The 13925-nt window shown below is 72.8% G+C and carries 13 protein-coding genes and 1 other RNA gene; 2 read left to right on the top strand and 12 right to left on the bottom strand.

The genetic code is table 11. The annotated features are described in order from the left end of the window. Positions 1-6: 6 nt before the first annotated feature. Both ACI8AG_RS09385 and ACI8AG_RS09390 read left to right on the top strand, forming a co-directional pair. Positions 7-1065 (top strand): potassium channel family protein, encoded by a 1059-nt coding sequence (locus ACI8AG_RS09385; protein ID WP_456587385.1) that lies wholly within the window; start codon positions 7-9, stop codon positions 1063-1065. A gap of 339 nt (positions 1066-1404) precedes the next feature. Next, the gene (locus tag ACI8AG_RS09390; protein ID WP_456596820.1) at positions 1405-3156 is read left to right on the top strand and encodes a DUF2207 domain-containing protein; all 1752 of its coding nucleotides are present in this window, start codon (positions 1405-1407) and stop codon (positions 3154-3156) included. 81 nt (positions 3157-3237) lie between these two features. Here the strand turns inward: ACI8AG_RS09390 and ssrA are convergent. The 12 genes from ssrA to ftsE form a co-directional block, all read right to left on the bottom strand. Next, positions 3238-3613, bottom strand: a transfer-messenger RNA (tmRNA) gene (gene ssrA, locus ACI8AG_RS09395). A gap of 118 nt (positions 3614-3731) precedes the next feature. After that, positions 3732-4928: a CorA family divalent cation transporter gene (locus ACI8AG_RS09400; protein ID WP_456596821.1), complete on the bottom strand. Its 1197-nt coding sequence runs from the start codon at positions 4926-4928 to the stop codon at positions 3732-3734. 216 nt (positions 4929-5144) lie between these two features. Further along, the gene (locus ACI8AG_RS09405) at positions 5145-6794 is read right to left on the bottom strand and encodes an SLC13 family permease (protein ID WP_456587382.1); all 1650 of its coding nucleotides are present in this window, start codon (positions 6792-6794) and stop codon (positions 5145-5147) included. Positions 6795-6906: 112 nt separating this feature from the next. Continuing rightward, positions 6907-7788: an SCO6745 family protein gene (locus ACI8AG_RS09410; protein WP_456587381.1), complete on the bottom strand. Its 882-nt coding sequence runs from the start codon at positions 7786-7788 to the stop codon at positions 6907-6909. Between the two features lie 10 nt (positions 7789-7798). After that, positions 7799-8797, bottom strand: coding sequence for a GNAT family N-acetyltransferase (locus tag ACI8AG_RS09415; RefSeq protein WP_456596822.1), 999 nt, complete (start codon positions 8795-8797; stop codon positions 7799-7801). Positions 8798-8841: 44 nt separating this feature from the next. Further along, positions 8842-9225 (bottom strand): VOC family protein, encoded by a 384-nt coding sequence (locus ACI8AG_RS09420; RefSeq protein ID WP_456596823.1) that lies wholly within the window; start codon positions 9223-9225, stop codon positions 8842-8844. Then, positions 9222-10118: an amidohydrolase family protein gene (locus tag ACI8AG_RS09425; protein ID WP_456596824.1), complete on the bottom strand. Its 897-nt coding sequence runs from the start codon at positions 10116-10118 to the stop codon at positions 9222-9224. Before ACI8AG_RS09425 ends, ACI8AG_RS09420 begins: the two co-directional genes overlap by 4 nt. Next, positions 10115-11038 carry an NADP-dependent oxidoreductase gene (locus ACI8AG_RS09430; RefSeq protein WP_456596825.1) on the bottom strand — a complete coding sequence of 308 codons (924 nt, stop codon included), beginning with the start codon at positions 11036-11038 and terminating at the stop codon, positions 10115-10117. Before ACI8AG_RS09430 ends, ACI8AG_RS09425 begins: the two co-directional genes overlap by 4 nt. Before the next feature lie 23 nt (positions 11039-11061). Next, positions 11062-11574 (bottom strand): hypothetical protein, encoded by a 513-nt coding sequence (locus ACI8AG_RS09435; protein ID WP_456596826.1) that lies wholly within the window; start codon positions 11572-11574, stop codon positions 11062-11064. A 49-nt stretch (positions 11575-11623) separates the two neighbouring features. Then, complete coding sequence (smpB, locus tag ACI8AG_RS09440; protein WP_456587375.1) at positions 11624-12100, bottom strand: SsrA-binding protein SmpB; 477 nt, start codon at positions 12098-12100, stop codon at positions 11624-11626. 78 nt (positions 12101-12178) lie between these two features. Beyond that, positions 12179-13063 carry a permease-like cell division protein FtsX gene (gene ftsX / locus ACI8AG_RS09445; protein ID WP_456596827.1) on the bottom strand — a complete coding sequence of 295 codons (885 nt, stop codon included), beginning with the start codon at positions 13061-13063 and terminating at the stop codon, positions 12179-12181. 87 nt (positions 13064-13150) lie between these two features. Continuing rightward, positions 13151-13840: a cell division ATP-binding protein FtsE gene (gene ftsE, locus ACI8AG_RS09450; protein ID WP_456587373.1), complete on the bottom strand. Its 690-nt coding sequence runs from the start codon at positions 13838-13840 to the stop codon at positions 13151-13153. Positions 13841-13925 lie beyond the last annotated feature (85 nt).

Consider the following 13925-nt stretch of genomic DNA (forward strand, 5'->3'; position numbering starts at 1 on the left):
CGCGGCGTGGACGAGCAGCGGAACGGTCTGGAGACCGAGCACACCGGTGTGCGCATCGCGCACGTCGAGCAGTCCCCCGTCCGGCAGGTCGGGCGCCGGGTGCTCATCGCGGCCGCCGTGCTGCTCGTCGTCGTCCTCATCGTCTACATCGACCGGGACGGCTACGCCGACAGCCGCGGCGACGAGATCTCGGTGCTCGACGCGTTCTACTACGCGACGGTCAGCCTCTCCACCACCGGCTACGGCGACATCACGCCGGTCACCGACGAGGCGCGCCTGATCAACGTCCTGCTGATCACGCCGCTGCGGATCATGTTCCTGATCGTCCTCATCGGAACGACCCTCGAGGCGCTGACCGCGCGCTCCCGGGAGGAGTTCCGCATCCACCGCTGGAGGTCCCGCGTGCGCCAGCACGTCATCGTGTGCGGCTACGGCACCAAGGGCCGCAGCGCCATCCGCTCCCTGCAGGCCAGCGGTACACCGCTGGAGAAGATCGTCGTGGTCGACCCCGAGCCCCGGGCGATCGACGAGGCCAACGCGGTGGGGCTCACCGGCATCGTCGGCGACGCCGGCCGCACCGAGGTGCTCCGCCGGGCGGCCGTCGAACGCGCCCGGTCGGTGATCGTGGCGGCGAACCGGGACGACGCGTCGGTGCTCATCACCCTGACCGTCCGCCAGCTCAACCCGAGCGTGCCGATCACCACCAGTGTCCGCGAGGAGGAGAACGCCAACCTCCTGCGGCAGTCCGGTGCCGACACGGTCATCACCACGTCGGCGACGTCCGGCCGGCTGCTGGGTCTCTCCACCGACGCCCCCCGGGTGGTCGCGGTGGTCGAGGACCTCGTCACCGGGGGCCAGGGCCTGGACCTGCACCAGCGGACGGTCACCACCGACGAGGTGGGGCTGGGGCCACGCCAGCTGCGCGACATCGTGCTCTCGGTGACCCGCGGCGGCCGCACGCTGCGCTTCGACGACCCGCTGATCGGCACGCTGCAGCCGGAGGACGTGCTCGTCGTGGTGAAGGCGCACGACCCGGGGAGGGCCATGCGTCCGCCGACGCAGTAACTCTTCGCCGTCCTCCGGACGACACCGCGACCAATTGCCGTTCCCGGCTACGACGAGCGAGTCCGCCGTCCCTACGCGGACCCCTCCGGGGTCCACTCGGCACGACCCGGCCGCGCAGCCCCACCTGTGACCGCCGCGCCCAGCTGATCGGCTCGTCGTCGGAGGCCGCCGGCACGGTCGGCCACCCGATCGTGACTACGGCGTCGTGCTGACCAGCGCCCACTCCTGCGCCCGGTGAACCCCCGAGCGCGGGCGCGGTCCTGTGTCGGACCCGCGCGGACAGGCATCATCACCCCGACGCCGGGGACCCCCTCCGGGGTCACGCATGAGGAGGAGACCGTGCCGAGCCCTCGACGGACCGACCGTGTCCGCCGGAGACGGCGGATCGACCTGCTGGTCTGCGTGCTCCTGGCCGTCGCGGTGGGCGTGCTGACGAGCGTCGTCGCCCTCGCCGGCGGTGGCGAGCGGGTGCGCCTGCTGTGGGTCGCGGCGACGGTCGCGGAGGACGGCAGCGCCCGGATCACCGAGGTGATCGACTACGACTTCGGCGGGGAGGAACGGCGCGGGATCCTCCGCCAGGTCCCGGGCCTGGACCCCGCTGAGCCGGTCGAGGCGACGTCGCCGGACGCCCCCGACGACGTGACCGTCAGCGCGGACGGCGAGATCCGCGTCGGCGACCCCGACCGGACGGTGACCGGGCGCCACCGGTACGTCCTCGGCTACACCCTGGACGGCGTCGTCTCCGGCGACCGGCTGGCCTGGGATGCCGTGGGCACCGGCTGGGACGTCCCCATCGACGAGGTCCAGGTGCACGTGAGCGCACCGGCCGAGCTGGCGGGGAGCCGCTGCTCCGCGGGCGAGGGGGGATCCACCGATCCCTGCGACGTCGAGCCGGCCGGGCCCGGCCTGCTCTCGGCCAGGTTGGACTCCCTGAACGCCGGGGAAGGCGTCACGGTCTCCGCCACGACGGGCGCCGCCCTCGACGGCGCCCCGGCGCTGCCCGCACCACCGGCGACCGCGCCTCCGGCGGGCGGCACGGGGCCGCTGCTGCCCGGAGCCGTCGCCGGCCTCGCCACGCTGCTCGCGGCCGCTGGCGCGCTGGCCGTGATCAGGCGCGCCGGCCGGGAGCGGGTGCCGGCGGTCGGCATCCCGGTGACCTCCGCGCCCGGCCAGGACGCGCGGATCGACCTGGCGACGCTCGCCGACCACGCCGTCCCCTCGCCCTCCCTGCCCGGCAGCCTGCCCCCCACGCACGGCGGCGTGCTGCTGGCCGGCTCCGTCACCCCGGCACACAAGACGGCCTGGCTGATCGACCAGGCCGTGGCCGGCACCATCGACCTGGAGTCACCGGACGGGCAGCCCGAGGAGGTCGTCCTGGTGCGGCGGCAGCCGGGCGACGGGGAGGTCCGCCGGCTGCTGGACCTGCTGTTCCGCGACCGGGACCGGCTCCCGCTCGGCGAGTACGACGAGGGCTTCGCCGCGGGCTGGGCGGAGCTCGGCACGCATCTCGACACGTGGCAGAGCACCAGCGGCCTGTGGGACGGCGACGCCGACCGCCGCGCCGGCCGGCTTCGGCTGCTCGGCGGCCTGGGCGCCGTCGTCGGCGTCGCCGGGGCCCTGTTCGCCGGCTACCTGTCGATCCAGGACGTCGGGCTGCCGCTCGCGCTGGCGGCGGTCGGTGGCGCGCTGGCCGGGGCGGGCGCGGCCACCGCGGTCGCCGGGTGGGAGTTGCGGGTGCTCACGCCGGCCGGCTCCGCGGCGTGGCTGCAGGTCGAGTCGCTGCGGCGGTTCCTCGCCGCGTCCCCGCCGACGGCGCTCGACGAGGCGATCGCCTCCGGCCAGCTCGGCCGCTACACCGCCTGGGCCGTCTCGCTGGGTGAGGCGGAGCGGTGGTCGCAGCTCGCCTCGTCCGTCGACGTCCCGGCCCGCTCGGGCCAGGATGCCCGGTACCTGCACTACGCGGCCTTCGGGCCGGTCCTCCTCGCCGGCTGCAGCACGGCCGGCACCGCGCCGTCGTCGTCCACCTCCGGCGGGAACGTCGGCGGGAGCGTCGGGGGCGGCGCCGGTGGAGGTGGCGGCGGCTCCTGGTGACCTGGTGGTCGCCGCTGCCCCGCCACGCAGACACACGTTGGGCCCGGTCGGATGACCGGGCCCAACGTGGTGGAGCTTCAGGGGTGGAGGTGGCGGGAATCGAACCCGCGTCCTTCGACGCATATCCAGGGCTTCTCCGAGCGCAGTTCGCTACTGCCTCTGCTTGACCCCATCGATCTCGCGAACAAGTCGATGTGACGGGCCCAGTCGCTGTGAGGTGTCCCATGAACGCCCGCGACCGGCGCTCATGGTGAGTCATCTAGCTGATGCCAGGATCCGGGCCGATGACGAACCCGGGCTGACAGACTCACTCCTGCTGCTTAGGCAGCGAGAGCGAAGTCGCGCTGACTGGAGTCGGCGCTTGTGTGTTTTGCAACGCATGGTTAACGAGCTCATCGTTGCCTTCCTCGGCTCGCTTCCCCTGGACACCCGACCGAAGTCGAGACCAATCACCCCCTGTGTAGTTGTGCAGTCAGGGTAACGGCCCGGTCCAGCCGGTTGTTCCCCCCCCACACCGCGGCCCCGTCCAGAGGCTCGTCGCGAGCTCGCGAGGGACGAGGAGGACAGGTCCTCTTTCAGATCCAGTCGCGCCGCTTGAACACCAGGTACAGCGTGAGGCTGACCCCGAACATCAGCAGCAGCGCGAACGGGTAGCCCCACACCTCGTCGAGCTCGGGCATGTGGTCGAAGTTCATGCCGTAGACGCCGCCCACCAGACTCGGGGCGAACAGGATGGCCGCCCAGGCGGAGATCTTCTTGACCTCCTCGCCCTGCGCGATGCTCGTCTCGGTGAGCTCGCGGATCTCCTCGTTCTGCCGCTGCGCCACCAGGGTGGCGTTCACGGTGAGGATGTCGCGCAGCTGCAGGCGGAAGCCCTCCACCCGCTCGTTGACCTGCACCACGTGGTCGGCGACGTCGCGCAGGTAGCTGCGCAGCTCCTCGTCCACGCCGTACTTGTCGAAACCGGCGGTGATCGCGGCGATGATGCCGGTCAGGGGCTGCGCCGCGCGCTGGAACTCCAGCACCTCCTGCGACAGCTCGTAGATGCGCCGCGAGACCCCGGGGTCGCCGCCGAACACCTGGGTCTCGATCTCGTCGATGTCGTTGGCCAGGCCCTCGACCACCGGCCCGTACCCGTCGACGACCGCGTCGAGGGCTGCGTACAGCACCGCCTCGCTGCCCTTGGCCAGCAGCGCGGGATCGCTCTCCAGCCGGCGGCGCACCCGGGCCAGGTCGGGGGACTCGCTGTGCCGCACCGTGATCGCGAAGTCGGGCCCGAGGAACAGGTGCAGCTCCCCGAACTCCACCTCCTCCAGCGCGTCGACGTACCGCGCCGCCTTGAGCACGACGAACAGCGTGCTGCCGTAGCGCTCGAACTTCGGCCGCTGGTGGGCCTTGATCGCGTCCTCGACGGCGAGCTCGGGCAGGTCGAACAGCTCGGCCAGCGCGCCGAGCTCCCCGGGCTCCGGCCGGTAGAGCCCCAGCCAGGCCAGCCGGTCCTCGCCGAGCGCGAGCTCCTCCCGGCTCTCGGCAGGTGAGTCGGGCGTGGCCACGCGCCGGCCGTCGGAGTAGACGGCGTTGTCGACGATCCGCGACGGTTCGGACACCAGGGCCGACACCGACGTCGCCCCCGTAGCCGGCGGGGCCGGCTGCCGGACGGGCGGGAAGAGCTCGAGCCGCGGACGGCGGGCGAGGGTGGACAGTGCGGTCAGCGGCGCACGGCGACGCTCGGCCATGACGGACTCCCGGAGCGAGGGGACGGCGGTGGGCACCGGTGCGGTCCTCGCGACCTCCCAGCGGGGAGGGGCGCCTCAGCGGGCGGGGAGGACCTGGGGACCGGTACTGGGAGGCTCACTTCGCACGGCGTCCCCCCTCCCGGCTCCGGGCTGCTCGCGCCCCTGATCTCGGCCATCGTCCATCCTCCCACGCGGGCACGGGAGCGCGGGCCGTGTCCTCGCCCACACGGGTGAACCGGGTGGCCGCGCCGGTCAGCCGACGGCGCCCAGGACCAGGTCGACCAGCAGCGGGAGCAGCAGCACGATGAGGATCGCGCCGAGGACGTCGAAGGAGATGCCCGACCGGATCATCTTGGTGATCGGCACGACGCCGGAGCCGTACACGATCGCGTTCTGCGGCGTGGAGACCGGGAGCATGAAGCCGAAGGAGGCCGCGAAGGTCGCCGCCAGCGCCGGGACGAACGGGTTGATCCCCGCGGCCACGGCCACCGGGATGATGATCGGGACGACGACGGCGGCCGACGCCGTGTTCGACGTCGTCTCGCTGATGATGATCGCCAGGATCACCGCGAACACGGTGATCGCCAGCGTGCTGGTCAGGCCGAGCCCGTCGGCCGACGCCTGGCCGATCGTCTCCGCCAGGCCGGTGTCGGCCAGCAGCGAGCCGAAGATGATCCCGGTGCCGAACAGCAGGATCGTGCCCCAGTCGATGGTGGCCGCGTCGCTCCAGTTGAGGGTGAACTCCCGGCGCTTCCAGTCGGTGGGCAGCAGGAACAGGAGCGAGGCCCCGAGGACGGCGACGATGCCCTCGTCGAGCCGGTCGCCGAGCGTCGCGTACAGCTCCGACTCGGTGCCCGCGGTCAGCGCGATGACGCCGGGAAAGATCCACAGCGCCACGGTGACGCCGAAGGCGATCAGGGTGTTGCGCTCGGCGCCGGAGAAGGGGCCGAGCTCGGCCCGCTCCTTCTGGACGTACTCGTGCACGCCCTCGATCCGCTTGATCTCCGGCTTGTTGATCAGCAGCAGCACGACCGTGAGCGCGACGAACATCAGCGCGCAGATCGGCAGCGCCATGAGCATCCAGTCGAGGAAGCCGATCCGCTCCCCGGTCGCCTCCTCGATCAGCCCGCGGCCGATCAGGTTGGGCGGGCTGCCGACCGGGGTGAGCAGGCCCCCGACGCCCGCGCCGTAGGCCAGCATCAGCATCAGGGCGACGCCGACGCGCAGCCGGAGCGGGTCGAAGTCCGGCTTCACCAGCTCCTTGTCCTGCAGCAGCTTGGCGATCACCGACAGGATGCCGATCGCCGTGGGCAGCAGCATCGCGACGGTGGCGGTGTTGGACACGAACGCCGACAGCACCGCGGTGATGAACCCGAAGGCGATCACGACCCGGGCGGTCGAGGCACCGACCCACGTCAGCGACAGGATGAACATCGCGAAGCGCCGGGCCACCCCGTGCTTGAGCATGGCTGCGGCGAGGATGAAAGCGCCGATGAAGGTGAACACCGTCGTCGAGCCGAACGGCGCCAGTGCGTCGTCGGCCGGCACCACCCCGAGCACGGCGATCGCGGCGACGCCGATGAGGCCACCGATGGGGATGGGCACCGGCTCGGTGATCCACAGGACGATGACCCCGAGCAGGATCGCGGCGAGCAGGTGCTGGTCGCGCGGCAGGTCGAGCGGGACCAGCGCGAAGACCAGGGTGACCAGCGGCGCGAGGAACAGACCGACGGTGCGCCGGCCCTTCTCGAACCGTTCCTCGGCCGGGCTGAGCTGCTGCTCCCCCAGGCTGCGGTAGGTGGCGCTGCCGCGGAAGGCGGCGTCGACGTCGGTGCGCTGCGCCGCCCCCCGGCCGTGGGCGGCCGCCTGGACCGCCCCCTGCGATCGCTCGGTCGACGTCATGACGCCCCCCTCAGGACGGCTCCGGCGGCATGACCTTAGGGCCGCGACCACCGCTCAGCGACCTGGAGAACGCACTGGTCCCTGAACGGTGACGCAGCAGGGCGGCGCCGGCTCAGCCGCGGCCGAAGATGCCCTGGCCGAACGCCCCGTTGGCGGTGATCACGCGCGACAGCCCCTTGCCCAGCTCGACCACGCGGGCGGTCTTCTCCGCGCCCAGCGACAGCCACGGATCGGCGGCGAGGGCGTCGGTCTGCACCTCGATGCGGGCGCGCAGCTCGGCGCCCTCCTCGGTCAGGCCGGCGTCGTCGAGGAGCCCGCGGTCGGCCAGCGCCGCGCACCCGGCCGCCCACTGCTCGTCGCTCCACCCGCGGGTCGCCTTGGCCGCGGGCACGGTGAACCCCCGGCCGGTGGCGCAGTGCGTGATCAGGGCCTCCAGCCCGGACAGCCCGGCGTGCACCAGGACGGCGACGTGCCCGTCCCCGCGGTGCTCGCGCAGCAGCGTGGCGCCGTGCCACAGCGCCAGCAGCGGCTCCTCCGGCCACGGCAGGTCGGCGTGCCCGGCGTACAGCGGCCGGCCTTCCGCGCTGAGCCCGGCGCAGGCCTCGCGGAGCAGCCCGGCCAGCTCGGCCACCTCGGGGCTCCCGGCGGTCTCCTCGCCGAGCAGGCGGGTGAGGGAGGCGCGGGCGGCGTCCAGGCGGGCGGCGAGCACCTGCTCGGGCGTCGCCAGCGACCACGCGCGCGGGATCATGTGCGCCACCAGCGAGGGCGCGAAGTTGTAGAAGGTCGCCGTCACGACCCCCGCGCCGACGGCGCCCATGGCCGCGGCCCGCCCGGCGAAGTAGACCATCCGGCCCGGCCGCAGGCCGACCGCACCGAGGTGCTCGTCCTGCTCCGGGGCGAAGTACAGCTGCGAGTGCAGCGGGTCGATCGCGCGGTGGGCGCGGCCGACGAGGGCGGGATCGAAGACGGGCGCGGACTGCTCGGCGCTGACCATGCGCCGAACCCTAGCCAGCCACCACCGGCGGGCGGGAGAGCGACCAGGCGGCCTTCGCGCGGACCGTCCGGAAACCGAGGCTCTCGTAGAGCCGCAGCGCGCCGGTGACGTTGTCGCTGTCGACGTCGAGGACGGCGGCCTGGCAGTCGTGCGCGGCGGCTGCCGCCAGGCTGCGGCCGATCATCGCCGCCGCCACGCCCCGCCCCCGGGCGGCGGGCAGCACGCCGATCTGGCCGAGGACCACCTCGCGGTGCCCCTTCGCCCGGGTGTCGGCCTCGTAGACGTAGCCGAGCACGTAGCCCTGCACCGCGCCGTCCTCGACGGCGAGCACCGACAGATCGGGCCGGAAGGCCCGCGCGCCGGTGAACAGGCGCTGCCACGATGCCTCGTCGCGCTCGCTGGAGCCGTGGTGCTCGGTGAACGCCGCGTTGTGCGCCCGGCGCACCTCGTCGTCGCGGTCCCACTGGAACGGGACGAGCTCGACACCCGGGACCTCCCGCGCCTCGGGGAGGTCGGTGAGCTGCCGCTCCATGGTGCGGTACCAGCGCTCCGCGGTCAGCCCGCGCCCCTGCACCAGGCGCTCCAGGGCCGGCTGGCTGCCGAGCACGCCCACCACCAGCCGCGCCGACGCCTCGGGGTGCCGCTCGCCGTGCACCTCCGCCCCGCGGGCGAGCTGCCAGTCCAGCAGGGCGGCGCCGATCCCGCGGCCCCGCTGGTCGGGGCGCACCCGTCCGTCGAGGACGATCCGGAAGGCGTCCCGGAAGGTGGGGCTCGCGGAGACGACCGCGACGCCGGCGAGGGCGCCGTCGGCGTCGCAGACGGCGATCCCGTCCCGCCCGGGGTCGACGCCCCAGCCGGTCCACTCGTCACCGATGTCGTCGGCGTCGGGGAACTCGCCGGAGTCGTCGAGCGGTTCGGCGGCGACGAGCAGCTCGGCGACCGCCGCGGCGTCGTCGGTGCGCAGGGGGCGGGCGGTGCAGCCGTCGGGGACGGCGGGGAGCGCGGGCACGAGGGCCGAGGCTAGGCAGTCGGCCCGGCCCGGCGCGAGCCGATTTACCGGAGCCGCACGAACAGGCAGAACGGGTGGCCGGCCGGATCGGTGAAGACGCGGACGTCCTCCTCCGCGTCGGTGTGCCCGCCGACCCGGCGCGCACCGGCCTGCTCCGCCACCGCGGTGAAGGCGTCGAGGTCGTCGACCTGGAAGTCCAGGTGCTGCTGCATCTGCTGGGCGCCCGGCTGCGGTGGCCACACGGGCGGCACGTGGTCGTCCTCCCGCTGGAACGACAGCCCCGGGCCGCCGTCCTCGGGCCGCAGCGTGGCCCACTGCGGATCGTCGTCGCGGATCGGCCAGCCGAGCAGGCACTGGCAGAAGCGGGCCAGCCCCTGCGGGTCCGGGGTGCCGAGGACGGTCGCCGTCAGGCGGATGCTCGGGGTCACGCCTCGATCGTGAACAGCCGGGCCCCGTTGTGCCACAGGACGGCGCGCAGCCACTCCTCCCCCAGGTCCAGCCGGTGCAGCGCAGCCAGCTGGTGGGCGTAGGGATACGGGATGGACGGGAAGTCGCTGCCGAGGAGCACCTTGTCCCGCAGCGCGGCCAGCCGCGGGAGGTCCGCCAGGTCGAAGGGCATCAGCCGCTGGGTGAAGTCCGTGGCGAACATCGTGGTGTCCAGGTGGACCCGCTCGTAGCGCTCGGCCAGGTCGAGGAACTCCCGGTACTCCGGCATGCCCAGGTGGGCGATCACCAGCTGGAGCTGCGGGAACCGCTCGAGCAACCCCTGCATCGGCACCGGGCCGGTGTGCTCGCCGGCCAGCGGGCCCGAGCCGCAGTGGATGACCACCGGGGTGCCGGTCTCCTCCAGCCGCGCCCAGACGTCGTCGAGCAGCCGGTCCCGCGGGTCGAAGGCGCCGACCTGCACGTGCACCTTGAAGATCCGCGCGCCGCGGTCGAGGGCGGTGGCGACGTAGCCGTCGACGCCCGCCTCGGGGAAGAACGTCGCCGACTGCAGCACCTGCGGGCGTTCCGCGGCGAACTCGGCCGACCACTCGTTGAGCCAGGCGGCCATGCCGGGCTTGTGCGGGTACGGCAGCGTCGGGAAGGCGCGCACCCCGAGCCGCGCCAGGACGGCGAGCCGCTCCTCCTCGGGCAGCCGGTAGGCCACCGGCCAATCGGCCCCGTAGTGGGTGCCTGCGGCCTCGAAGTACTGCCACACCTTCGCCTGCACCCGCTCGGGCAGGACGTGCACGTGCACGTCGACCAGCCCGGGCAGACCCAGCTCTCGCCAGTACCGCGGGACGTCGGCGTCGTCCGCCGGGGGCTGGACGGTGCTCACGGGACCGTGACGACGACCTTGCCGCGCACGTGCCCGCCGGCGACGAGCTCGTGGGCCTGGGCCGTCTGCTCCAGCGGGAACGCCTTGGCGACCGCCACCCGCAGCTGACCGGCGTCGGCCATGCGGGCCAGCTCCTCCAGGTCGTGCCGCTCCGGGCGGACGAAGACGTAGCGCCCACCCATGTCGTTGACCGAGGGGTCCACGACGCTGGCGATGCGGGCGACGTCGCGCACCTGCTGCGGCGCGTCGGCCAGCGTGTCCCCGCCGTTGAGGTCGAGCACGGCGTCCACCTTGTCGGTGAGCTGCTCGCTGATCGGGCCCGCCGAGTAGTCGAGCACCTCGGCGGCGCCGGCCTCGCGGAGGAAGCCGTGGTTGCGGGGGCTCGCGGTGCCGATGACGTGCGCGCCGAGCGCGACGGCGATCTGCACGGCGAAGAAGCCGACCCCACCGGCGGCCCGGTGCACCAGCACGCGGTCGCCCTCGCCGACGCGGAGCGCCTCGGTGAGCGCCTGGTAGGCGGTCAGGCCGGCCAGCGGCACGCCGCCGGCCTCGGTGAACGACAGGGACTCGGGCTTGTGCGCCAGGCAGCGCTGCGGTGCGGGGACGAGCTCGGCCGCCGTCCCCCACTGGACGTCGTCGCGCCGCAGGTAGCCGAACACCTCGTCACCGGGCTTGAAGTCGACGATCGCGGGGCCGACGGCCTCGACGACCCCGGCGAGGTCCCAGCCCGGGACGATCGGGAAGTTGTGCGGGAAGAAGGCGGACAGGCCGCCTTCGCGGATGCCGATGTCGACCGGGTTGACGCCCGCGGCCCGGGTGCGCACCAGCACCGTGTCCGGGCCGACCGGCGGCTCGGGAAGGTCGTCCCGCAGCTGCAGGACGTCCACGCCCCCGAACCGGTCGTACGCGATGCCTCTCATGCGCTCACCGTATGCGCGCCCCGTCAGCGTCGCCGCCCGCCCGTCCCGGGACGCCGTCCACCGGCCGGCCACTCGACCACCCACTGCTCCCCGACCGGCAGCGCGGCCCACCGGCGGGCCGCCTCCCGCGCGGCTCGGACGGCGGCCTCGACCCGGTCACGCGGGAGACCCGCGGCCGCGACGTGGGCGCGCAGCACCTCCTCGCCCCGGGCCAGCCGGCCGACGACGTCCGCGACGGTCTCCGCACGCTGCACGGCCTCGGTCCGCTCCCGCTTCAGCCGGTCGGACCGCTCGGCGGAATGCGGCGGCCGGCGGCCAGACACGTGCCGCATGCTGCCCCACACCACGCCGTCGGCGACGCAGCCCCAGACGCCGTCGTGCAGCGGCAGCGCCGTCTCGACGACGGCGTGCACCAGGTCGTGCGGCAGGTCGGCTCCGCCCCCGGCACCCCGCATGGCGAACACGACGCCGTCGTCCCGCTCGACCAGGGTCTCGACCGGCCGGCGGTCTGCCATCCGCTGGAAGGTCATCCGCACGGCCCGAGTGTTCCGGGCCGCTCAACCGGTTTTCGGCGACGCCCGTTCGTCAGCGACGGCCCTTCACGTAGCGGCCGAACGCCTTCTGGATCTCCCGGCGCGAGTCGCGCTCGGCGAGGTCGTGCCGCTTGTCGTAGGACTTCTTGCCCTTGGCGAGCGCGAGGGTGGCCTTGACCTTGCCGTCCTTGAAGTACAGGTCCAGCGGCACCAGCGTCAGGCCGCCCTCGCGGGTCTTGCCCATCAGCTTGTCGATCTCCTCGCGGTGCATGAGCACCTTGCGCTTGCGGCGCGGGGCGTGGTTGGTCCAGGTGCCCTGCACGTACTCGGGGATGTGCACGTGCTGCAGCCACACCTCGCCGTCGTCGATCGAGGCGAACCCGTCGACGAGCGAGGCACGGCCGGCCCGCAGGCTCTTCACCTCGGTGCCGGTGAGCACCAGGCCCACCTCGTAGGTGTCGAGGATCGAGTAGTCGTGCCGCGCCTTCTTGTTCTGGGCGATCAGCTTGCGCCCGGTCTCACGCGGCATGGGACCAGGTTACCGCCGCCGCCGATCGTGCCCCGGAGACGCCGAGATCCCGCGATCTCGACGAGAGGGCAGCGCCGGCTACATCCGGACGTACAGCCGCAGGGTGACGAAGGCGGCGATGGCGGCCAGCGCGACGCCGACGCCGGTGACGACCACGCTGTTGGTGATGATCGCGCTCCACTCGACCGGCGGGATGATGCCCGCCCGGATCGGGCCGGAGAGGGTCCGGTCGATGAAGAGCACCTTGGTCAGGATCAGCCCGCCGGCGGCGAGGAGCCCACCGATGAGGCCCGCGATCGCCGCCTCGAGGATGAACGGCAGCTGGGTGTACCAGCGGGAGGCGCCGACCAGCCGCATGATGTTGGTCTCGTTGCGCCGGTTGAACGCCGCGAGCTGGATGGTGTTGGAGATCAGCAGCAGAGCCGCCAGCGCCTGCACGACCGCGACGGCGATCGTCGCGTTGCGGGCGCCGTTAAGCAGGCTGAACAGCCGGTCGAGGAACTCGCCCTCGTCCCGCACCTGGTCGACGCCGGCCTCCCCGTTGGGGAACTGGGCGGCGATCACCTCGTAGCGCTCGGGGTTCACCAGCTCGACGCGGAAGCTCTCCGGCAGCGCGTCCGGCGGGGTGTTCGCCACCAGCTCCGGCTGCTGGCTGAACTGCTGCTGGAAGCGCTCGTAGGCCTCCTCGCGCGACTCGTAGATGAAGCTCCGGACCTCGTCGGAGGACTCCAGCTCGCTCTGGATCGCCTGCCGCTGCTCGTCGGTGACGTCGTCGGCCAGGAAGATGGAGACCTGCACCTTGTCGTAGTAGATCTCCTTCATCTCGGAGATCATCCCGGCGATGAGCAGGCCGGTGCCCATGAGTCCGAGCGAGATGGCCGTGGTCAGGATCATCGCGACCGTCATGGTCAGGTTGCGACGGAGCCCGGTGGCCACCTCGGAGAGCACGAAGTTGACGCGCAATGGATTCCCTATCTGGATTCGTGCACGAGGCGAGACAGGTGCCTCGACGTCGTCGGCACCTGGTTGGACGACTCGCGGCGGGCGCTGCTAGCGGCCCACGCCGTACACACCGCGCGACTGGTCGCGGGTGAGGACTCCCCCGTTGAGCTCGATGACGCGGCGGCGCATCGAGTCGACGATGTGGTAGTCGTGCGTCGCCATGACCACCGTGGTGCCGGTCCGGTTGATCCGTTCGAGCAGCAGCATGATGCCCTCGCTCGTCTCCGGGTCGAGGTTTCCGGTCGGCTCGTCGGCCAGCAGCACCAGCGGCCGGTTGACGAACGCGCGGGCGATCGCGACCCGCTGCTGCTCACCACCGGAGAGCTCGCCGGGGAGCCGGTTGGCCTTCCCCTCCAGCCCGACCATCTCCAGCACCTCGGGGACGACCCGCTTGATGGTGCGGTGCGGCTTGTTGATCACCTCGAGGGCGAAGGCGACGTTCTGCGCCACCGTGCGGTTGCGCAGCAGGCGGAAGTCCTGGAAGACGCAGCCCATGGTGCGGCGGAGCTTGGGCACCTTCCACTTGCTCATGGTGTTGAGCGTCTGGCCGTTCACCACGATCGTGCCCGACGTCGGGTCCTCCTCCTTCAGCAGCAGCCGGAGGAAGGTCGACTTGCCCGAACCGGAGGACCCGATGAGGAAGACGAACTCGCCCTTGTCGATCTCCGTGGACACGTCGTCGAGCGCAGGCCGGCCGCCGGCCGGGTACAGCTTGGTGACGTGTTGCAATTCGATCACGAGGCGCCACGGTACTAGTCCGAACCGGGTATCCGGCCCGTTCGCCACGGAACGCTCCGGACTCGTTCTCGCGGTGTGTCACCGT

The organism is Blastococcus sp. SYSU DS0552 (assembly GCF_054050815.1).

Coding starts and splice junctions, on each gene's coding strand:
- ACI8AG_RS09410 (WP_456587381.1), bottom strand. CDS start 7,788: ATGGTCAGCGCCGAGCAGTCCGCGCCCGTCTTCGATCCCGCCCTCGTC.
- smpB (WP_456587375.1), bottom strand. CDS start 12,100: ATGCCGCGTGAGACCGGGCGCAAGCTGATCGCCCAGAACAAGAAGGCG.
- ACI8AG_RS09430 (WP_456596825.1), bottom strand. CDS start 11,038: ATGAGAGGCATCGCGTACGACCGGTTCGGGGGCGTGGACGTCCTGCAG.
- ACI8AG_RS09405 (WP_456587382.1), bottom strand. CDS start 6,794: ATGACGTCGACCGAGCGATCGCAGGGGGCGGTCCAGGCGGCCGCCCAC.